A 21589-nucleotide genomic window follows, 5' to 3' on the forward strand; every position below is an offset into this window, starting at 1 on the left:
GTTCGGCTGAATACGCCACGACCCTCGCCTCGAGTGCTGTGAGTGGTTAGCATGAAGTATGGCGACACTACTGAATATCCATCCTGAGAACCCACAGAACCGAATGATCGAGAAGGCCGCGCAGACTCTGCGGGACGGTGGGCTGATCGCCTACCCCACAGACTCGTGCTATGCGCTGGGCTGCGCACTGGACAACAAGGCGGGCATCGAGCGGATCACGCGAATCAGGCAGTTGGATTCGAAACATCACTTCACTCTGATGTGCCGCGACTTCGCGCAACTGGGGCAGTTCGTCATCGTCGACAATTCCGACTTCAGGGTCATCAAGTCGATGACTCCCGGCCCCTACACATTCATCATGAAGGCGACCAAGGAAGTCCCACGTCGGATGATGCATGCCAAAAAGCACTCGGTCGGTGCACGGATCCCGCAGAATGTGACAGCTCTGGCGCTCGTTGAGGCGATGGGTGAGCCCATTCTGTCGTCGACCCTGCTGCTGCCCGGAGCCGAGGATCCGCTGACCCAGGCTGATGATGTCGTCGATCAGATCGGTCACGACGTGGACGTCGTCATCGAGTCCGGAGTGCCGGGAACCGTCCCCACCTCCGTCATCGACTTCACTGGTCGGGAGCCGGAGGTCGCACGCGTCGGGGCAGGTGACGTGTCACGCTTCGAATGAGCGTCAGTGGTGCCTCGTCACGATGAAGTATGCCGGGGCGCCGCTCCCACCTGCCCATTAGTCACGGCAGCATTGAGCGCGACCGTTCGTCGCCAGGGAACGGTCACAGGCCCAAGTAGGCTGCCTGAACCTGGGGGTTGTCCAGGAGCTTGTCGGCATCGTCGGCGAGCACCACACGCCCTTCGGCCAGCACATATCCGCGGTGAGCAATCGACAGTGAGGCCCTTGCGTTCTGTTCGCTGAGCAGCACGCCGATCCCGTTCCTGTTGATCTGCGCGATCGACTCGAGCACCTGTTCGACGACCAGGGGAGCCAGACCCATGGAGGGCTCGTCCAAGATCAGCAGACTCGGGTCTGACATCAGCGCGCGACCGATCGACACCATCTGCTGCTGCCCGCCTGAAAGCGAGCCTGCCGGCTGAGCTGCCTTCTCCTTCAGGATGGGAAACAGATCGAGTACGTCGCTCAGGATCTCTTCGGTGCGGGTCCGGTTCCTGTGCGGATAGGTGCCCAAGCGCAGATTCTTCTCCACCGACATCTTTCCGAACAGATGCCGTCCCTCGGGGCACTGTGCGATGCCGAGCTTGACGATGGAGCTCGGACGAGTCCGGCGGATCGTCTGACCGTTGTACTCGATCGATCCCGAGCGAGTTCGCAGCAGTCCGCTGATGGTTTTGAACAGTGTGGTCTTGCCAGAGCCGTTCGCTCCGAGGATCACCGTCAGTTCACCGGGCCGGGCTGTGACGCTCACCCCGTGGAGCACGTCTGTTGCGTCATAGCCGACGCTTATGTTCTCCAGCGAGAGCATCAGTTCTCCTCATCCTTGGTCGACCCCAAGTAGGCTCGGATCACGTCCGGATTGCTCTGGATCTCCGCGGGTGAGCCGATCGCCAGTTTCTGACCGTGATCGAGGACCAGAATTGTGTCTGCCAGATCCATGATCATCGACATTTTGTGTTCAACCAGCAGCACGGAGACGCCGCGACTGGGCAGGGAGCGAATGAGGTTGCCGAAGTCCGTCGTCTCCTCCTCGGGAATGCCCCCAGCCGGCTCATCGAGGAGCATCAGCTCCGGTTCGGTTGCCAATGCCATGGCGACAGCCGTGCGCTTCTGGACTTCTTGAGGAACATTGGAAGCGAGATCATGTCGGAATTCGGCGACCCCGCAGAATTCGAGCGCCTCGAGCGCCTTGTCGTGGTTGAGCGCGGATTCGCGTCGGTGTCGTGGAGTGTGGAAGATCGCATCGAACACATTGGACTTGGAGCGGACGATGCGTCCGGCCAGGACATTCTCCAGCAGCGTCGAGTCGTCGAAGAGGTGCGTCGTCTGAAAGGTGCGCGCGATTCCTCCGCTGACGGAGTTGTGCGGAGACGAATGAGTGATATCACGACCGTTGAAGGCCACACTCCCGGAAGTGGGGCGGTAGAACCCGTGAATGAGGTTGAACAGCGTTGATTTTCCGGCACCATTGGGGCCGATCACAGCGGTGACCTGTCCTTCCTGGACATCAAGGTCGACGTTCTTGACGGCGTCGAGCCCGCCGAAGCGTTTCCCGAGCCCACGAATTTCGAGCAGCATCACTTCTCCTCCTCAGTGGTGGTGGCGGTGTCGGCGGAATTGCCTGCGCGGGTGGAAGCATTCGTATGAGTGGCTCCGTCTGACCGGCTTTGGCCATTCGTCCGAATGGAGCCGATTCGTCGCTTGCGTGCTCGCCTGTCGATGAAACCTCCCAGATACCCCACGATTCCGCGAGGTGCGAAGATCACAAGCGCAATGATGACGGGACCGAGCACGATGAACCGATAAGCCTGGAAGTCCTGGAAGAACTCGAACAGGAAGGTGACAATCATGGTGCCCACCAGCGGTCCGGCAACAGTGCCCATTCCTCCGACCAGGATGAACATCAGAAACTCGAAGGTCTTGTCCACGGTCGCGGCATCGGGGCCGATGAATCCGACGACGGAGGCATAGAGACCACCGCCGAGGCCACCGAAGAAAGCTGATGCTGCGAAGGCTAGCTGTTTGCTCAGCCCCACATTGACACCGATCGCATCGGCAAGGTCTTCGCTGGTTCGAATCGTCAGCAGTGTGCGCCCCACACTCGAGCGACGAATCGCGTAGGTGATGTAGACACAGACCAGCAGGATGACGAAGACGAGATAGAACATCGCGGTCGGATTGCTGAAGTCGACGATGTCTCCTGCCTCGGGGAACTTCACATTGTTGACCCCGGAATGGGCATGCGTCACCGACTCCCAGCGGCTGATGATCAAGAAGATGATGAAGCCGATGGCCATGGTGAAGATGGCGAAGTACTCGTCCTTTGTGCGCAGGGCGATCAGTCCGGAGAGGTATCCGATGGCAGAGGTGCCGACCACGCCGACCAGGAAAGCCTGCCAGAACGACCAGTCGAAATCGGTCGTCAGCAGACCGACTGCGTATGCTCCGATGCCGAAGAAGCCGCCTTGGGCCAGAGACAGCTGTCCTGTGAAGCCGAGGATGATGTTCATCCCGTAGACCGCGATCGCCGAACACAGACCGACGGTGATTACGCGCATGATGTAGTTCTCATCGCCGAAGGCCAGTGGTGTCAGGGCGATGACGACCAGTACGGCCAAAGTCCCGAGGATGCGGGGATTCTTCAGTGCGTTCATCGCTGCACCGCCTTAGCGAAGAGGCCTGTGGGTCTGATCGCCAGCACCGCCACCAGCACGATGAAAGCCACGGCTTCGCCGACGGCCGATGAGATGTACGTCGAGGTCATCGTCTCCGCGATCGCAAGTGCGAAGCTGCCGACGATTGCCCCCGGCAATGACCCGAGCCCACCCAGGATGATGATCGCGAACACTTTGAGGTTGAGCGCAGCACCCATGGTGGGGGAGAGGAGGTTGATGGGAGAAACGAGGCCGGCGGCGATAGTGACCAGGAGCGCCGACAGGCCCAAAGTGAGCATTGAGACCATAGCGGGGTTGATTCCGACCAGGGCCGCCCCGGTCCGGTCCTGTTCGATGGCTTCGATCGTCTGACCGTGAATCGAGCGTTTGATGAACCATGTCAGCAGACCGAGCACGATGACCGCAGTCACGATGATCACGATGCGCTGCGCAGAGATCTCCGCGCCCAGAATCTGCAGGCTGCCGGAGATCGGTGTTTCCATCCGTTTGAAATCGGCTCCCCAGATCACCTGCGCGACAGATTGGAAGAAGAACATGGCGCCGATGGCTGCAATCATGTGGTGGGTGTGCGGCGCATTGCGCAGAGGGTGGAAGACCAATCGTTCGAGCAGTACGCCGAGGACGAACAGAATGAGCGCGGCAATGCCGATGGCCGCCACATAGGGGACGCCGACCGTGGTCAGAAAGAAGTATGTGACATAGGCTCCGAGCATGTACAGCGCACCGTGCGCGAGGTTGGGAATGCGCAGGACGCCGAAGACCAAAGTCAGGCCGATTGCGGCAAGGCAGTAGATGCCGCCGAGCGCAATTCCGTTGAAGAGCTGTTGGATGAAAAGTGTCATGAAGCGAATCCTCACAGGACGTCAGACGGCGCGACAGCGGGGTATGCAGCTCATACCCCGCTGTGGGAAGCGCCGACGTTGGTGACTACTTGGCGTCGGAAACCTGTTCGACGGGTATCTTCGTGTACTTCTCGTCCTCGTTCAGGTAGGTCACTTCCAGCTCGGGATTCATCAGGTGCCCCTGATCCGTGATCTTCGTCGGGAATCCGTTGACCTTGTACTTGTCATCGACCTTACTCAGGGCGTCCGGCACCGCTGCGCGAATCTTGTCGGGATCGCTGGTTGTACCGGCGACCTCCATAGCCTTGGCGATGATGGCCATACTCTGATAGTTGAGCGCGGTCTCGCTTGTCGCCACCTTGTCCTCACCAGCGACTTCGGCATACTTCTTCAGGAAGTCCTTGTTGCCGGGGTCGTCGTATTCCTTGACCGGAAGAACGCCGATGGAGTTCGTCAGATTCTCGATCTTGGTCACAGTTGCCATCTCGTCGAGTTTCGCCTGGTCCATCACGAGGAAGCTGCCTTCGAAGCCCTGCTTCCGTGCCTGTTCCATGATGAGTGCAGTCGGTTGTGAGGGGCCACCGACGAAAATGGAGTCCGGCTTCTCGGCAAGGGCCTTCGACACCGGGCCGGCGAAGTCCGAGACTGTGGCGTAGCTGATGCTGTTGTCTGCACCGATCGTGCCGCCTGCTTTCTTCCATTCGTCCGTGATCGCCTTCGTCCACTGCTGGCCGTATTCGCTTTCTGTGCCGAGCAGCGCGAGCTTCTTGCCACCGTGCTTCATTCCCTGCTCGGTGTACGGCTTGGCATACGACTCGAAGTTGGGCGGAATCATCATCGTCAGCGCGTTGTCGGCCTGCATGATTGCAGGATCCGAGGTGTAGGCGGAGATCATGAACTTGGACCGCCCGTCGTTGATCTGCTGGATCGCCTTGATCGCTCCCGCGTTGGGGGAGACGACGACGGGTGCTTCGTCCTGATCCGCCAGTCGCTGCGCGTTGCTGGCAGCAGTGGAGGGCGCGTACTTGTCATCGAGGGACTTCAGCTCGATGGTGACCTTCTTCCCATCGACTTCGAGCCCGTCCTCGTTGAGATCGTCGACTGCCATCTGAAGACCTGTCTGGACATTCTTTCCGTAGGCCGCGCCGCCGCCGCTCAGCGGACCGGTATAGCCGATGACGACAGAGTCATCGCCGCCGGAGGCACCGCTTCCGCCGCCTCCACCGCAGGCGCCCAAAGCCAGTGCGAATGTGCTGATGACGGCCGCCGCAAGCACGGGACGGCTGGCCCTTCGCGGGATTGAGTTCATCTTTTCTCCTTTGAAAAGTGAGACGGAGCAACAGTGCTCCTTACAGTTGTGGGGTGTCTGAGCGGAACCCCGAAGTCAATCTGAACGAATATTCGATTGAGGCTTAGGAAGGAACCGATCCATCATCAAATGTGATGTCAATCTCATTTGGTGAATCCTGTGCATTTCATTTTCATTACGGCTCCGAGTGCCCCTGTTCGTCTGCGGAGCTTTGCCGGGAGCGGTCGATCGTGATTCGGGATCACGTTTTCTGAGCAAACAATCGTTCAGTGACTTTCGTGGTCTAAGCTGGAAGCTGCGAGGGGTGAGATCCATGTCACTGCCGGCGCAGCCCAATCACGAATCATCGTTTCGGAGGAAAATCGTCATGACTCGGACAGCAATCGTCACCGGTGGCGGCCGCGGCATCGGAGCCGCCATCGCCCAACGCCTGGCATCGGATGGAATGAATGTCGCGGTCCTCGATATGGGGCCCACGGAGGAGTCGGTCAAGGCCATCGAAGCCACCGGCATGAAGGGGCTGGGCGTCGAGACCGATGTCTCTGACGAAGCATCCGTCGGAGCAGCGGTGAAGGCCGTCGCAGAAACTCTCGGTGCACCGACAGTGCTGGTCAACAATGCCGGCATTCTGCGAGACAACCTGCTGTTCAAGATGACACACGAGGAATTCCAGAAGGTCCTCTCTGTGCACCTTGGCGGAGCATTCCTGATGACCAAGGCCGTTCAGTCATACATGGTCGAAGCGAAGTTCGGACGCATCGTGTCGATGTCGTCGACGTCTGCACTCGGCAACCGCGGTCAGACCAACTACTCGGCGGCCAAGGCAGGGATCCAGGGGATGACGAAGACGTGGTCGATCGAGCTCGGCAAGTTCGGTGTCACCGCAAATGCGATCGCACCCGGTCTCATCGAAACCGACATGACCAAAGCCACCGCTGAGCGGATGGGCGTGAACTATGACGACTTCATCGCTGCAGGGATCGAGCAGATTCCGGTGGCGCGCACAGGAAAACCCGACGACATCGCCCACACGGCATCATTTCTCACCTCCGAAGGCGCCGGTTTCGTCTCCGGGCAGGTCATCTATGTTGCCGGAGGGCCGAAGGCCTGATTGGCCTGGTTCTCCTCAACTCCCACTCCCAATGCGGCGAACACAGTTCCGGCGCATCTCACTGAAGAAAGGCTCGTCATGCGCGAAGCAGTCATCGTCTCCACCGCCAGAACTCCGATCGGAAAGGCGTACAAAGGAGCGTTCAACGATACCCAGGCTCAGGAACTGGCAGGCCACGCCATTTCCCACGCTGTCTCACGGGCCGGTCTGGAAGGCGGCGAGGTCGAAGACGTCATCCTCGGCGCTGCCCTGCAGCAGGGCAGCCAGTCCACCAATATCGGTCGTCAAGCGGCGCTGCGAGCCGGCCTGCCGACGACGGTCCCCGGTATGACGATCGATCGCCAGTGCTCCTCGGGCCTGATGGGAATCGCGACTGCTGCGAAGCAGATCCTCTTCGATGGTCAGGAGATCGCAGTCGGCGGCGGCGTTGAGTCGGTGTCTCTGGTGCAGAACGACAAGATGAACATGTACCGGGCCGAGGACCCGTGGCTGGTCGAGCATGTTCCCGGAATCTACTACCCGATGCTCGCTACCGCCGAGGTGGTGGCTGAGCGATACGGCGTCAGCCGCGAAGCACAGGACGAGTACTCGTTGTCCTCGCAGCAGCGGACTGCCGCCGCCCAGGAGGCCGGCCGGTTCAACGACGAAATCGTGGCGCTGCCGACGACGAAGATCGTCGTGGACAAGGAAACGAAGGAAACCTCGACTCAGCAGGTGACTCTGGACCGTGACGAAGGGAACCGTCCGTCAACGACCCTGGAGAGTTTGGCGGGCTTGAATCCCGTGCTCAAGCCCGGTGTCGCATCGAAGGTTCCGAGCATCACTGCGGGCAATGCCTCGCAACTGTCTGACGGTGCTTCGGCTTCGGTGCTGATGTCGAGTGATGAGGCGAGCCGGAGAGGCCTGGAGCCTCTGGGCATCTATCGGGGTATGGCCGTGGCCGGCTGTGATCCCGATGAAATGGGGATCGGACCCGTCTTCGCGATTCCGAAGCTGCTCAAGGCGCAGGGGCTCTCAATCGATGACATCGGACTGTGGGAGCTCAACGAGGCATTTGCCGTGCAGGCTCTGTACTGCCGTGAACGTCTGGGGATCGATCCTGAGAAGTACAACGTCGACGGTGGAGGTATCTCGGTCGGACACCCGTACGGGATGACTGGTGCCCGCCTCGTCGGCCACGCCCTCATTGAGGGTCGCCGCCGTGGAGTCAAGTACGTGGTCGTCACGATGTGCATCGGCGGCGGTCAGGGCGCGGCAGGACTCTTCGAGGTCTGCTGAGTAGTTGTAGCGTGCCGAGCCATCGCAACGTGCTGAGCCGTCAGAAGGGTGGTTGCTCATCCGGGCCCCAGAACCACTGCTTCTCGCTCTGCTCGGGGCGGCAGGAGAATGGGTCGACGTATTCGACCTCGCCGGGGGTCTGACTGCCTTCGGCAGGAGCACTCGTCGACTGTGCGGTCTGTGACTGCGCGGTCGGCGGCTCTTCTTCTGCAGTCGGGGTCTTCTTCTTTCGTCGACCTCTCCTGTCCGGTGGAGTCGCCGTGTCAGATGATGCGGGCTCCGGAGAGGCGGTTTCCGGCGGGGGAGCAGTCGGACGGGGCGGGGGTGCGGCGAAGTGCTTGAGGAAGAGCTTGGCGTGTTCAACGTTGATCGGGTTGTCGGGCGGCATGACTTCGGTAGTGATTCCGTGTCTGAAAACATACTCGAGCCGACCAGGCTCGGCCATTCTGACTGAGAATTTCCGGTCTGTCTTCGCCTGGTGGTGGCGTTTGCAGAGATTATGGAGGTTGCCGAATCGAGTCAGGCCGCCGCTCTCTGGGCTGTTGCGGTCGAACGGATCGATGTGATCGACCTCTGTGGACTCGGCGCGTCGGGTGCATCCGGGCATTGTGCAGTTCATCCACTGGGCTGCGAGAGGCTGGCGGATGCTGTTGGGGATCGTGTAGCTGGTTGCCTTCGCGTCGAGGGGCGTTCCGGTCGCCGGATCGGTGAGGATGCGCGTCCATGTTGACGCATATCCGGCGAGCCTGCGCGCCATGTCAGCAGGAAGTGGAGAACCATCCGGGAGCATGCCGGCCAAATCGCATACGTCTGCAGAAGCCCACTGGTCCTCAGAGTTGTTCGTTGATGATGGCGTCGTCGTGGACACCTCTGCATCGTCGTTCGCCTCTGACCCGGGTGTTCGGCCAGGCGCTGTGCTCCCATCGTCTCCGGACTTGTCGAGGAACTGGCTGAGCAAGGTGAACATTGGGACGGTGATCGTCGTCCGTGCCTGGTGGGAGAGCCAATATTCATTGGTGGGCATGTCGAGGAGAACCTCGTAGCTGACTGAACATGATGACTCGTCATGCGGGGATGAGGGATCGGCGCCGAATCGTGCATGTGGGTCGGCTCCAGGCGGCCAGAAAGCTGTGTCAGGCGATGGTCGGCTGTTCTTCAGGGCTTCGAAGAACCGCGGGTCGCGCATCCAGCTGTCGGACGCAGTCTGCCCCTCAGCCTCGGCGTCGGCCGCTGGCGAGGGCTCGTCACCCATCTGGCCGAAGGTTCGTTCGATGTATTCGAGCAGAGATTCCTCGGCAGACATGGGGATACCGTCGGGTCCCGTGAAGAGGCCGTCGATCGGAAAGTCCGTGCTCGACGTGTCTCCAGTTGTCGCGTTGTTGCTGGTGATTCGAAGTTTGAGCTGTGGTCGAGTGCGAGTGAATATGTCGAGCATGAGCGCATCGATGCCACGATCGTCGTCGAATGTCTCCCCAGGGTTCAGCTGGTCGCCGAACGCAGTGATGTTTCCCGTGTAGACGGCTCGGGCGAACGCCTCGACCCTCCGATAACAGGCGTTGAGTTCTGGAGCTGGACCGGTGAGAGTGAGGTAGGCCGTACCGTCATCACCGGTGCTGATGTCGACCCGCCGGCGAACCGCGACCTTCTCGAGGGTTTCCTGTGCTGGTTGGGTCGCTGCGATCTTCAGTGCGAGAGAGCGTTTGAACGTTTCGATCGTGATGTCTGCCCGCCTATCGGCCAGATAGTCATCAATGCTCGGTAGGTACCTGAATTCGACGTCCCGGCAGCGCCGGGTCACGTAGGCGACGTGTTCAATGGTGAAGTCGCCGTCGCAGCAGCGCTGATGGAACTTCGGCAGTCCGTGCACAAGTGTCATCGCAGCGGTGATGTGCTTATAGGCTCCGGCGGTGGTGGCACCCAGGAGCGTCGAGTACTCGCTGATGTCTTCAGCCCAGGCGTATTGATGTGTCCAACCGTTGAATGTCGAAGTGGGCCTGAACGCGGGGAAGTCCGGAAGCTGCTTGGGGTGCTCTCGGGACTGCCTCTGCTCACGACGCATGCGGCGCCCCGCTCCACGGTCCTTCTTACGGCTCGAGTCCTTCTTGCTGTTCGAGGTGGTCGAGTGCACGCCTTTGCCCGCAGCGGTCTCCTGCCCTGCATTCTTGCCGGTGCCTGCGGGCTCGCTGGCCCTTGTGTCGGTGCGAGCGCCGGAACGTTTGCGACTGCTGGGCCGATTGCGACCGCTGCGACGTCGGATCGTCCCCGCCAGTGGCAGGAAGTGATACGGAATGGTTAAGTCGGGGCCGGCCAGGCCGAGGTAGTGCGCAACCTCCCGGACGAAGATGCCGCTGGTTGCGTCCAATGCGGCAAATTGCGCTTGGTCGCTGCAGGCGTAGACGGCCGACAGGCCGCTGAATGGCGATTCTTCGTCGATGTCGAGGCGGCGGCCGCTGCAGCCTGAAGAGGAGGCATCGTCCGAATGCACGCCATAGCGAGAACTGTCGTCAGCCATGTGTTTCATTGCGCTGCCTCCTCTCCACCGCTCCGTGGGGTCTATTGGATTGCATCGGCGCCTACTCTAATTATAGCCATTAATCGAATGTAATGCTAGAGAGATTCGAATAAGAAAAGAAATGCAATAGTGCGGAATCCGGAATTAAGTAGATATATGATCCGAAGTCTGTTGACGCTGACCGTTGAGCTTCCGCGACTATCATCAATATGTGTTTGCTGTTATATGCTCTCATTCGCCGCTGACACAACAATCGGCACTACTGACACAACAATCGGCACTACTGACACAACAAACGGTGCCGCCGATTCCTCAGACTCGATCCTTCGTTAGACTCGACGCGTGGCAGCGATCGACAAAGACATTCTCCGTTTGGCACTTCCGGCTCTCGGGGCGCTGATTGCCGAACCCATCTTCCTGCTCTCGGACACGGCTATGGTCGGCCACCTCGGCGCCGGTGCACTGGGATCGCTGGCCATCGCGTCGACGATCCTGCAGACCGTCCTCGGGCTGATGATCTTCCTCGCCTACGCCACCACCCCACGTGTCGCCAGGCGCATGGGTGCCGGAGATCGCCCCGGGGCCATCAACGCGGGTTTCGACGGGATCTGGCTCGCTCTGTGCACCTCGGTGGTGCTGCTGGCCATCGGTCTGCCCCTGCTCGGACCGCTCATCGCAGTCTTCGATCCCGGCAGTGAGATCGCCGAGGGCGCTCACTCCTACCTCGCCATCTCCTGGTGGGGCCTGCCGTTCATGCTCGTCGTCATCGCCGCCACCGGGCTCCTGCGCGGGCTTCAGGACACGCGCACGCCCCTGGTGGTGGCAGCGGTCGGATGCCTCGCCAACATCGGGCTGAACGCGATCTTCATCTATGGTCTCGACATGGGAGTCGCGGGATCCGCTCTGGGAACCGTCATCGCCCAAGCCGGAATGTGCTCCGTTTACGTGCTGATCTCGATCAGGGCGGCACGACGATTCCATGCCACTTTCCGACCCGACTGGTCCGGCGTGCTCGCCTCGGCGAAGACCTCTGGATGGCTGTTGGTGCGCAACGCTTCCCTGCGCGCGGCTCTGATCATCCTCGTCTTCCTCGCCACGGCCATGGGCACGACCGAACTCGCCGCGATCCAGGTCGCCCAGAGTCTCTTCTTCGCCCTCGCGCTCGCCCTCGACTCGCTGGCCATCGCCGGTCAGGCCCTGATCGGTCTGCAGCTGGGAGCGCGCAATGTCGACGCGGTGGCCGCGATCAACCGCAGACTGTGTCTGTGGGGCATCGTCTTCGGCGTCGTCGTCGGCCTCTTCCTCTTGGCCGGGGCAGGAATCATTCCCCGCGGCTTCTCCTCGGACCCAGCAGTCGTGGCACTGATGACGAGCCTGCTTCCGGTGCTCGCACTGAGCATGCCCATTGCCGGCTATGTCTTCGTCCTCGACGGTGTCCTCATGGGCGCCGAGGACGCCAAATATCTCGCTCTGGCACAATTGGTGGCAGTAGGCGGATATGCGATCCTGCTGATTCCGGTCGTCCTCTACTGGCCCGGTGCTCTGGGGCTGTGGGCCGCGTTCTGCATCGGCTTCGTCGGCCTCCGAGCACTGACATTGGGATGGCGCGTGCGCAACCGCAGCTGGATCGCTCGTGCGGTCGAGAAAGGAACCTCATGAACGAACGTCAGAACCAGAATCCCGCCGAGGCGGGTCGCCGAACCGAACACAAGTCACGGATCCGTCCGCTGGGCGCCGAGATCCCAGACGATGTGTTTCTGCCATTCCTCGACCTGTGTTTCAACTGGTCCATGGACAAACCACGGGTCGAAATCGACGAGCTCCTCGAACGCGACGATGCCGCCTTCTACTTCAAAGACTGGGGCCGCAACGGTGACATCGCGGTGGCCGCCTACGCGACAGATCTGAGCGCAACGGACACCACCGGCGCAGGATCGGCCGCCGGTTCAGAGCCGGAGATCGTGGGCCTTGCATGGTTGCGCCTGGCCGGGTTCGAGGCAGTGATCGACAGGTCGGCCACCGACGCCGACGATGGCACCGCCGTCGAGGCGGGTCCCCACTTCACCGGGTACGGCTGGGTGGCCGCGGACATCCCCGAGCTGTCCTTGGCCGTCCTGCCCGACCATCAGTCCCAGGGCCTCGGTGGCATGCTCCTCGACGTCGTGTGCACATTGGCGAAGATGAGCGGTTTTCCTGCTGTCAGCCTCTCGGTCGAGGACGGCAACGGCGCGGCCCGGCTCTACCACGACCGCGGATTCGTCGCGGTTGGGCGCAACGGGGACTCTGACATCCTCGTCCGGAAGCTCACGTAACGCAGCCAACCGACTCAGCCAAGCCAGCTGCCTGAGCAAACTCAGCTGACTCAGCTAAGCCAGCTCTGGCAGCTCCTCGTCGTACAGCCACGGATGGACAACCTCGGCGAGGTCGCGGCCGGCCACACCGGAGATGCACTCGAGGAACTCTGAGGTCTCGACCGAGGAATGACGATGCTTCGTCGTCCACTCTGAGATCGCGGCGAAGAAGTCCTCGTCTCCGATCTCGAGCCGCAGCGCGTGCAGGCACAGTGCTCCGCGCTTGTACACACGGTCATCGAACATGTCAGGACCACCCGGATCGCTGAGCACGAAGTCCTGCGGTTCGTCGGCGAGAGCCTCCCACCAGGTCTGCGCACACTCGTGCGCGCTGCTGCGTCCAGACGCCTCGGACCACACCCACTCCGAATAGCAGGCGAAACCCTCGTTGAGCCAGATGTCGGACCAGCGTCGAGGCGTCAGCGAGTTTCCGAACCACTGATGGGCCATCTCATGGGCAACCAGTCGTTCGGCCTCCCACTCATCGCCCAGGTGGTTGGGACCCAACACCGACAGTGGTTGTGACTCAAGGGGGATCTCGAGCTCGTCGTCGGTCACGACCACGTCGTAGCGGTCGAAAGGGTACGGGCCGAAACGGTCGATGAACTCGTTCATCATGGAGTGCTGGACCCGCAGGCGCGTCGACGCGGTGGCCCAATGCTCGCCCGCATGGAGCCCCAGGGGGACAGGGGAGGGCTCCGTGCCTTCCTCTGCGTCGATCTGGGTGTGCCGGTAGCGGCCGATCTGCACCGTGGCCAGGTACGTCGCCAGCGGCGTCAGGGACTCGTAGGTCCATGCTGTCCGTCCGGCCCTGCGGACCTTGTCGACGAGCTGCCCGTTGGACACGACGGTGTATTCGGACTCGGTGAGTACCCGGATGCGGTACTTCGACTTGTCTGAGGGATGATCATTGCAGGGGAACCAGGTCGATGCGCCGACGGGCTGCCCGGCGACGAGGACTCCGTCTTCGAGTTCCTCCCAGCCGATGTCGCCCCAGGTCCCGATCGCGGGCTGCGGATTTCCGACATAGGCGACGTCGATGCGCACCGGCTGGTTCTTCGGCAGGAGGTCGGTGGTCAGCCGCAGCTTCTTGCCCCGCGTCGAGTACCGAACCTTCTTGCCGTTGACGGTGGCCTTCGTGACTCGCAGACCTGTGAGATCGAGGAGGATCGTCTTCGTCTCCTCCAGCACTCGCCCCGTCAGGCTCGCACGTGCGGAGAGGCGGTTGGGCCCGATCCGATAGTCGAGGTCCAGGTCGTAGTGGTCGATGGTGAGGCCGGTGGTGCCGACGTCCGGTGTGTAGAGATCAAGCATCGTGGTGCCGCCTCGCTGCTGTTTCGGGTTCGCCGGATCCGACGTCAGGAAGTTCTGGTGCATCCACCCAGGGTATGACAGGATTGCCGCTGAAATAGGCATGCGCCGGCACGAACTCTCCGCGCATCACCAGCGACGTCGCACCGACCGTGGCGTTCGTGCCCAGACTGGAGGCGGGCAGGATCACGCTGTTGGGTCCCAGTGTGGATCCCTCCTCCAGCTCAACGGAGTCCAAGCTCATCACCCGGTCGTGGAAGAGATGCGTCTGGACCACACAGCCGCGGTTGATCGTGGAGTTGTCGCCGAGGCTGACGAGGTCGGCTTCGGGCAGCCAATAGCTCTCACACCACACCCCGTGGCCGATCTTCGCCCCCATGGCACGCAAATACCACACGATGGCGGGCGTGCCCACCGCGTTCCGAGCGAACCACGGTGCGGCGATGAGCTCGACGAAGCAGTCGGCGACCTCGTTGCGCCAGATGAACGACGACCAGAGGGGATGCTCGCCGGCCCTGATCGGACCGGCGCAGATCCATTTGGCCGCGATCGCGAGTCCCGCCGCCACTGCACCGGCGGCCATCATCACGATGCCCGAGGTCAGCAGAGCGAGCCCGACAGAGGCCAGGAACGATCCGCTCGATCCCGGCAGTCCGAGGAGGAACTCGATCGTGAGTACGACTGCGGCGATGAGTGCGCCGGCGACCATCACCGAGGTGATCCGCAGGGTCTCGAAGAAGGCGCGGGCCGATCTGACACCGAGCGTCGGCGCATAGGTCAGCGTCTCGTCGGCATCGACTGCTGCCCGGCGCAGCTGCACCGGGGGAGAGCCGAGCCAGGAGGAGCCCTTCTTCGCCTTCGCCGGGGCCGCTGACAGCACCGCCACCAGCGCGTTCTTGGGCACCCGTCGTCCCGGGGAGGCGATGCCCGAGTTGCCGAGGAAGGCGCGCTTGCCGACCTTCGCCCGGCCGGCACGCATCCACCCGTGGCCGAGCTCGTAGCTGGCCACCATGGTGTCGTCTGCCAGGAACGCACCGGCGGCGATGGTCGTCATCGTGGGGACGAAGACCACCGTCGAGATCTCCGTGCCCGGCCCCACTTTCGCTCCGAGCAGTCGCAGCCACCACGGGGTGAGCATCGAGGCGTAGAGCGGGAAGAGAAGGTCCCTGGCCAGGTCGAGGAGTCTCTCCGTGGCCCACACGCGGTAGCCGCGAGCCGAGCGGACAGGGAACTCTCCCTCCTCCATGCCGATGGACAGGATCCGCACCGAGACCAGGATGAACAGTGCGGTGCAGACGAACCAGATGCAGGCGATGAGAGGGGACCAGGCCAGAACGAGCCAGGGGGACTCGACGACGCCGATGCCCGAGACCGCGATCATGAGCGCCAGTCCCGGTACGGCCGCCAGATACGGCAGAGCGGCGTTGAGCTGGGAGCCCAGGGCGTAGAGCAGGAAAGGCAGCTTTCGGCGAGGAGGTGGAGCGGGCCAGCTCTTCTTGGCCTTGCCGATCCGGACAGCGGGGGAGCCCGAGTAGATCTGGTTCCTGCGCACCTTTCCAGTCACAGCAGAACCGGCCTCGACCAGGGCACCCTCACCGACCCGGGTGCCCGGCATCAATGTGGACCGGGCCCCGATCGTCACGTCGGATCCCACATCGATGGTGCCGATGCGCAGCAGGTCACCGTCGACCCACCACCCCTTGAGATCGACCTCGGGTTCGATCGCGGCGCCCTCGCCCACAGTCAGGAAACCCGTCACCGGGGGAGCCGAGTGCAGATCCGCATCGGCCCCGATCCTGTTGCCCAGGAGCTTGCCATACCAGGTCACCCAGGGTGCGCTCGCCACCGAGACGGCCGCCGCGAGATCCGCGATGTGCTCGGCCAGCCACAGGCGCTTGTGTACCCACCCCGACCGCGGATAGTCACCCGGACGAATGCCGAGCATCAGCGCACGCGCGGCGCCGGCGGAGATGAGCATACGCCCCCAGGCGGTGACGAAGACCGCGAACAGCGTGATGATCACCGGCCAGGGAGTGACAGGAAGGTCCGCGCCGAGGTTGCTGCCGAGGTTCGCGAGCACCATCGCGATGACGACCCACCTGACCCCGCCGAGGATGTGGACCGGCACCGCGAGCAGAGTCTGGAAGGCCTGCATCCCCCTCGACGTCCGAGTGATGGTCCGTCGTGGACGACCGGTGGTCGCCGCGGCTCCGTCGTCGGCGTGACACAGGGTCGAGAGCGCCCCGAAGCGCGAGTGGGCATAGACGTCGCCGACGGTGACGCTGGGATGCTGGGTCCTCACCCGTGAGACCAGCTGAGCGGCGGCAAGGGACCCGCCGCCGGCGGAGAAGAAGTCCGTGTCCCATCCGGGCCGCGACCCGAGCACCGCCGACCACTGCTCGGCGATCCATTCGACCTCGGGTGCGAAGGTCTCCGTACTGTCCTCGGCCTCGGCGACATCACCCATCGGCCAGGGCAGAGTATTGCGATCGACCTTGCCCGAGGTCTTCGTCGGCAGTTCGTCGATGAGCGCCAGCCGGGGCACCAGGGCAGCAGGCAGTTCGGCGCGCAGAGCCTGTTCCCACGCGGAGATGCGGTCCCCGGGATCCGCCGCACTCGACGCGATGTAGCCGATGAGGATGTCGGTGCCCGCCGGGGTCTGCTTTACGGCCGCAGCACCACCCTCGACATCGGGCAGGGCCTGGAGGGCAGCGTCGATCTCACCGAGCTCGATGCGGCGACCGGCAAGCTTGATCTGCTCATCGGCACGACCGACGAAGATGAGCCCCTGCCGGTCGCTGATGACGAGGTCACCCGAGCGATAAGCCCTCTCCCAGCCGAGGGTCGGCATCGGAGCATACTTCTCGGCGTCCTTGTCGGGATCAAGGTAGCGGGCCAGCCCGATTCCGCCGATGATGAGCTCACCGGTCTGGCCGTCGGCGACGGGAATTCCTTCCGCATCGACGACAGCCAGGGACCAGCCGTCCAGGGGCAGCCCGATCCGAACCGGCTCGGAACCGTCGAGCTGTGCTCCGCAGGCCACCACCGTCGCCTCGGTGGGGCCATAGGTGTTCCAGACCTCACGACTGTCATCGCTGAGCCGGCGCCCGAGCTCAGGAGGACAGGCCTCACCGCCGAAGATCAGGAGACGGACTGCGTCGAGACTGTCGGCCGGCCACAGCGCTGCCAAGGTGGGAACGGTCGAGACCACGGTGATGCCGCGTGAAGACAGCCAAGGACCCAGGTCCATCCCGGATTTCACCAGGGCACGAGGAGCTGGAACCAGGCACGCACCATGTCGCCAGGCCAGCCACATCTCCTCACAGCTGGCATCGAAGGCCACGGACAGACCGGCCAGCACCCGATCTCCCGGACCCAGCGGCTCGTCCTGGCAGAACATGGCCGCCTCGGCGTCGACGAACGCCGCCGCACTGCGATGTGAGACGGCGACACCCTTCGGCTTACCCGTCGAACCCGAGGTGAAGATGACCCAACAATCGTCGTCGGGGACCGGACGTCGCAGCTCTGAACTCGCCAGCGGACCCCGATCGGTACGGGACTCAATCGCCCTCTCGGCGGTGATGACGCCGGTGACGGCCGCCTCGGCGAAGACGGTGTGTGCCCGCTCATCGGGATCGTCGACGTCGACGGGCACGTACGCCGCACCCAGCATCATCGTGGCCAGGATCGAGATGTAGAGATCGGACGAACCGGAGGGCACGCGGATGCCGACCTTGTCCCCTGGGCCGATTCCCGCCTCGGCCATCGTGAAAGCGAGATCACGGATCTCGATGATCAGTTCGGAATAGCTGAGGGCGCCTCGTCCGTCGTCGATGGCGGGCTGATCGCCATGTGCTCCTGCGGTTTCCAAGAGGACGTCGATGAGTGTGCGGTCCTCACGGGGGCGCGAAGCTGCTGGGAACTGAGGCGAATGTATGGTCACAGGTCTTCCGAGTTGAGAGCGAAACATGGACGTCGGCCAACGGGCCGACTGTCATCGCCGGACACTCTATCTCGTCAAGGTGTCGCGAATGTGAACGATCACCGCAGCATGACGCGACACTGATGTCCGTGATAGATGTGAACCACGGGTATGAAGCACGTCACCCGAACGATTTTCAAAGACGAGGAGAGAGTCAATGGTCACAGTCTTCAAGAATGCCAAGGTCTTCGACGGAACGCGGTTCCTGGTGGGGCAGCGAGACGTCGTCGTCGACGGGGGAGTGATCTCCGCAATCACCGAGGGCGGCCAGGGCTCACACGACGCCAGCGCCAGCTTCGTCGACTGCGCAGGCAAGACGCTCATTCCCGGCGTCATCGACTGCCACGTGCACCTGATGAGCACAGGCGCCGGTGACTCCTCCACGTTCCATGACCCGTTCTCGCTGCAGTTCTACAACTCAGTGGCCCAGATGGAGAGGACGCTCAAGGGCGGGGTGACCACCGTCCGCGATGCGGGCGGCACCGACCTCGGCGCAAAGGTCGCGGTCGAGTCGGGCGTCGTCCGCGGACCTCGCATGTCGATCGCGGTCAACATCATGTCCCAGACCGGCGGGCATGGTGACTTCCACCTGGTGTCGGGAGCGGACTCGCCGTTCATGGCTCCGCACCCTGGCCGGCCCTCAGGCGTTGCCGATGGGCTCGAGGGAGTGCAGCGCAAGACCCGGGAGCTGCTGCGGGCAGGTGCCGATCACATCAAGATCTGCTCGACCGGAGGCGTGCTCTCACCCCGGGACGATCCCCGGCATTCCCAGTTCACCGAGGCGGAGATCGCCGTCATCGTCGCCGAGGCGGCATCCCAGGGCGCCCATGTCATGTCCCATGCCCAGGGCGCACCAGGCATCAAGAATGCGGTGAGAGCCGGCGTGCGCTCCATTGAACACGGCATCTACCTCGACGACGAAGCCATCGACCTGATGCTCGCCAACGGCACGTTCCTGGTCCCGACCCTGCAGGCTCCTCAGGCAGTGATCAAGTCCGCCGAGGCGGGTTCGGCCCTACCGCAGTCCGTCGTCGACAAGGCCCATGCGGTCATCGAAGCCCACTACGCGTCGATCGCGAGGGCCCATGAGGCCGGGATCAGGATTGCGATGGGCACCGATGCCGGCGTCGGGCCGCACGGTGAGAACCTTGAGGAGATCAGCCTGCTGGCCGGGGTCGGTCTCTCCACCGCCGAAGCATTGGCGGCGGGCACATCTGTCGCGGCCGAACTGCTTGGTCATGACGAGGTCGGTCGCATCGGTGAGGGCGCGCTCGCCGACCTCGTGGTCGTCGACGGCGACCTCAGCATCGAGGACGTCAGGGGAATCGAGGACCGCGTGAGTTCCGTGTATCAGGGCGGCGAACTCGTCTGAGACGGACAGCCGCGCAGTTGTGCACGTCAGCCGGCACGGGCTGACGTGCACGGGGGCGCGAGGGCACCAGGTGAGGGAAGGCTGACCTCACTTGGCGTATAATTGCGGTGTGAGCAATGGAAATCATCCGCACCGCGACGGAGTCAGTGATTCGCGATGAATCCTCTGGACTGGTCGTTTCCCATCGCCGTCACGTGGTTGATCCTCTTCGGCATCATTTTGGCCCGCGCGGGCGGAACCTTTCTGCTGGGACGGTTGGCGCGCAGGGGCTTTAGGAAGATCGAACGCATCGACACGATCATGTCCGGACCGAAGTACCGCAAGGCTGAGGCCATGATCGAGCGGTGGGGTGCACCAGTGATCGTCGTCAGCTTCCTCATGGTCGGAGTCCAGACCGTGCTCAACCTGGCGGCGGGCACCACCGGAATGAGCTACCGTCGCTACATTCCCGCGCTCGCCGTTGGCGGGTCGCTGTGGGCGCTCATCTATTCGACCGTCGGGCTCATCGGATTCAAGGCCATCGCCACCGCCTACAGCGCAGAGCCGGGGCTGACCGTCGGTGTCGGCTCCTGCTTCGTCCTGGCGATCATCGGGCTGGTCGTCGGTCTGAGGAAGAAGGACGACCGGTCCGAGACGCCCGTCGAGGATCGGGTCTGAACCACCTCGGCGGGTTCAGCCTTGGGGGCGGGCCTCGAGATCTTCGGTCATGTCTTCGAGCTCGATTCCCTTCGTCTCGGGCACCTTCCACCAGACGAAGAAGAACGACAGCACCGCGAAGAAGGCGTAGAAGCCGTAGGCGAAGGTCAGACTGATATCGGCGAAGATCGGGAATGTCGTCGAGATGGCGAAGTTCGCGATCCACTGGGCCGCGGCGGCCACGGCCAGGGCGCCCGCGCGGATTCGGTTGGGGAACATCTCTCCCAGCAGCACCCACACCAGCGGGCCCCAGGTGGCGCCGAATCCGACGACGAACACATTCGCCGAGATCAGAGCGATGATCGACCACGGCGCGTCCAACTGGGCGCTGGTGGTGCCATCGGAGGCAGTGGCGAGTTCGGCGAATGAGAACGACACCGCCATCATCGCCAGTGAGATCCCCATCAGGAACGAACCGGCCAAGAGCATCTTCCGACGCCCGACCCTGTCGACGAGAAGAATCGCCACGATCGTCACGACGATGTTCGTCACCGAGGTGATGACCGAGGTCAGAAGGGCGCTTGACTCGTCGAATCCGACCGACTTCCACAAGGTCGTGGAGTAGTAGAAGATGACATTGATGCCGACGAACTGTTGGAAGACAGACAGCAGGATGCCGATCCAGACGATCGGTCTGAGCCCGAAGCGTCTGCCGATGAGGTCCCTGAAGGACTCTTTGTCTTCCCGCCGGATCGAATCGCGGATCCGTTCGATGAGGGGATCGGTGTCGGTGACTCCTGTGAAGACACGCAGAACTCGAGCGGCCTCGTCCTCTCTGCCGCGGGCGACCAGGAACCGAGGGGATTCGGGAAGTCCCAGTGCCATGAGTCCGTAGACCAGGGCAGGAAGTGCCTCGATCATGAACATCCATCGCCAGGTCTCGATCCCGAACCACAGCGGATCGGCGGCTCCGCCGGACAGTGATGCGAGGAGCGCATTCGACAGGAGAGCGGCGAAGATTCCGGTCACGATCGCCAGCTGCTGCAGCGAACCGAGGCGACCTCGTACGCGGGCGGGGGACACCTCGGCGATATAGGCCGGTGCGATGACGGAAGCGGCTCCCACGCCGAGCCCGCCCACCATGCGCCAGATGATGAGGTCCGTGACACCGAATGCCAGGCCCGAACCGATCGCAGAGGCGAAGAACAGAATCGCCGCGACGACCATGACAGGAAGCCTGCCGTACCGATTGGCCAGGGAGCCGGCGAACCAGGCTCCGAGTGCGCACGCCAGCAGCGCCGACGAGACCGCAAAGCCCTTCAGGCCGGCACTGAGGGCGAACTCCTCGGCGAGGGCGTCGACGGCGCCGTTGATGACAGCTGTGTCGAAGCCGAAGAGGAATCCGCCCAGTGCGGCGGCCAGCGAGATTCCGACGATGCGGGAATTCACCCGGTCTCTGCCGTGCAGTCTGCCGTCCGGTGATCGGTCGTTCTGGGTCAAGTGGGCCTCTTCCTTCCGGATGCCATTCGTC

At 62.8% G+C, this 21589-nt stretch carries 16 protein-coding genes; 7 read left to right on the forward strand and 9 right to left on the reverse strand.

The features are described 5' to 3' along the window. Positions 1 to 58: 58 nt before the first annotated feature. Positions 59 to 679, forward strand: a complete 621-nt coding sequence (locus tag BLT92_RS17240) for an L-threonylcarbamoyladenylate synthase (RefSeq protein ID WP_092107579.1) — start codon at positions 59 to 61, stop codon at positions 677 to 679. A 103-nt stretch (positions 680 to 782) separates the two neighbouring features. On the opposite strand, the gene BLT92_RS17245 is transcribed toward BLT92_RS17240, so the two are convergent. The 5 genes from BLT92_RS17245 to BLT92_RS17265 all read right to left on the reverse strand — a co-directional run bounded on the left by BLT92_RS17245 (position 783) and on the right by BLT92_RS17265 (position 5505). Beyond that, a complete protein-coding gene (locus BLT92_RS17245) occupies positions 783 to 1487 on the reverse strand; it encodes an ABC transporter ATP-binding protein (protein ID WP_092107581.1) in 705 nt (234 codons plus the stop codon). Continuing rightward, on the reverse strand, positions 1487 to 2257 hold the full coding sequence (locus BLT92_RS17250; RefSeq protein WP_092107583.1) for an ABC transporter ATP-binding protein: 771 nt from the start codon (positions 2255 to 2257) through the stop codon (positions 1487 to 1489). The genes BLT92_RS17245 and BLT92_RS17250 overlap by 1 nt, the downstream gene beginning before the upstream one ends. Then, positions 2257 to 3333: a branched-chain amino acid ABC transporter permease gene (locus tag BLT92_RS17255; RefSeq protein WP_092107585.1), complete on the reverse strand. Its 1077-nt coding sequence runs from the start codon at positions 3331 to 3333 to the stop codon at positions 2257 to 2259. The genes BLT92_RS17250 and BLT92_RS17255 overlap by 1 nt, the downstream gene beginning before the upstream one ends. After that, positions 3330 to 4196: a branched-chain amino acid ABC transporter permease gene (locus BLT92_RS17260; RefSeq protein ID WP_092107587.1), complete on the reverse strand. Its 867-nt coding sequence runs from the start codon at positions 4194 to 4196 to the stop codon at positions 3330 to 3332. Before BLT92_RS17260 ends, BLT92_RS17255 begins: the two co-directional genes overlap by 4 nt. 85 nt (positions 4197 to 4281) lie before the next feature. Beyond that, on the reverse strand, positions 4282 to 5505 hold the full coding sequence (locus BLT92_RS17265; protein ID WP_092107589.1) for an ABC transporter substrate-binding protein: 1224 nt from the start codon (positions 5503 to 5505) through the stop codon (positions 4282 to 4284). 367 nt (positions 5506 to 5872) lie between these two features. Here BLT92_RS17265 and BLT92_RS17270 point away from each other — a divergent pair, with 367 nt between their 5' ends. Continuing rightward, on the forward strand, positions 5873 to 6616 hold the full coding sequence (locus BLT92_RS17270; RefSeq protein WP_092107591.1) for an SDR family oxidoreductase: 744 nt from the start codon (positions 5873 to 5875) through the stop codon (positions 6614 to 6616). A 78-nt stretch (positions 6617 to 6694) separates the two neighbouring features. Then, positions 6695 to 7894, forward strand: a complete 1200-nt coding sequence (locus BLT92_RS17275; RefSeq protein WP_092109559.1) for an acetyl-CoA C-acyltransferase — start codon at positions 6695 to 6697, stop codon at positions 7892 to 7894. A 40-nt stretch (positions 7895 to 7934) separates the two neighbouring features. Here BLT92_RS17275 and BLT92_RS17280 read toward each other — a convergent pair whose 3' ends face one another. Further along, complete coding sequence (locus BLT92_RS17280) at positions 7935 to 10406, reverse strand: HNH endonuclease signature motif containing protein (RefSeq protein WP_092107594.1); 2472 nt, start codon at positions 10404 to 10406, stop codon at positions 7935 to 7937. A gap of 342 nt (positions 10407 to 10748) precedes the next feature. Between BLT92_RS17280 and BLT92_RS17285 the strand changes: the two genes are divergently transcribed. Together BLT92_RS17285 and BLT92_RS17290 are read left to right on the forward strand one after the other, a co-directional pair. Next, a complete protein-coding gene (locus tag BLT92_RS17285) occupies positions 10749 to 12065 on the forward strand; it encodes an MATE family efflux transporter (protein WP_092107596.1) in 1317 nt (438 codons plus the stop codon). Continuing rightward, on the forward strand, positions 12062 to 12718 hold the full coding sequence (locus BLT92_RS17290; protein ID WP_157691486.1) for a GNAT family N-acetyltransferase: 657 nt from the start codon (positions 12062 to 12064) through the stop codon (positions 12716 to 12718). The genes BLT92_RS17285 and BLT92_RS17290 overlap by 4 nt, the downstream gene beginning before the upstream one ends. A gap of 54 nt (positions 12719 to 12772) precedes the next feature. Here the strand turns inward: BLT92_RS17290 and BLT92_RS17295 are convergent, their stop codons facing one another. Continuing rightward, positions 12773 to 14134 carry a M1 family metallopeptidase gene (locus tag BLT92_RS17295; RefSeq protein ID WP_231938895.1) on the reverse strand — a complete coding sequence of 454 codons (1362 nt, stop codon included), beginning with the start codon at positions 14132 to 14134 and terminating at the stop codon, positions 12773 to 12775. Continuing rightward, the gene (locus BLT92_RS17300) at positions 14064 to 18011 is read right to left on the reverse strand and encodes a Pls/PosA family non-ribosomal peptide synthetase (protein WP_092107600.1); all 3948 of its coding nucleotides are present in this window, start codon (positions 18009 to 18011) and stop codon (positions 14064 to 14066) included. The genes BLT92_RS17295 and BLT92_RS17300 overlap by 71 nt, the downstream gene beginning before the upstream one ends. 196 nt (positions 18012 to 18207) lie before the next feature. Between BLT92_RS17300 and BLT92_RS17305 the strand changes: the two genes are divergently transcribed. Together BLT92_RS17305 and BLT92_RS17310 are read left to right on the forward strand one after the other, a co-directional pair. Beyond that, a complete protein-coding gene (locus BLT92_RS17305) occupies positions 18208 to 19422 on the forward strand; it encodes a metal-dependent hydrolase family protein (RefSeq protein WP_092107602.1) in 1215 nt (404 codons plus the stop codon). A 156-nt stretch (positions 19423 to 19578) separates the two neighbouring features. After that, complete coding sequence (locus BLT92_RS17310; protein WP_092107604.1) at positions 19579 to 20079, forward strand: DedA family protein; 501 nt, start codon at positions 19579 to 19581, stop codon at positions 20077 to 20079. Positions 20080 to 20094: 15 nt separating this feature from the next. On the opposite strand, the gene BLT92_RS17315 is transcribed toward BLT92_RS17310, so the two are convergent. Next, complete coding sequence (locus BLT92_RS17315; RefSeq protein WP_092109564.1) at positions 20095 to 21495, reverse strand: sugar porter family MFS transporter; 1401 nt, start codon at positions 21493 to 21495, stop codon at positions 20095 to 20097. Positions 21496 to 21589 lie beyond the last annotated feature (94 nt).

It is taken from the genome of Brevibacterium picturae (assembly GCF_900105045.1).
Classification (GTDB): domain Bacteria; phylum Actinomycetota; class Actinomycetes; order Actinomycetales; family Brevibacteriaceae; genus Brevibacterium; species Brevibacterium picturae.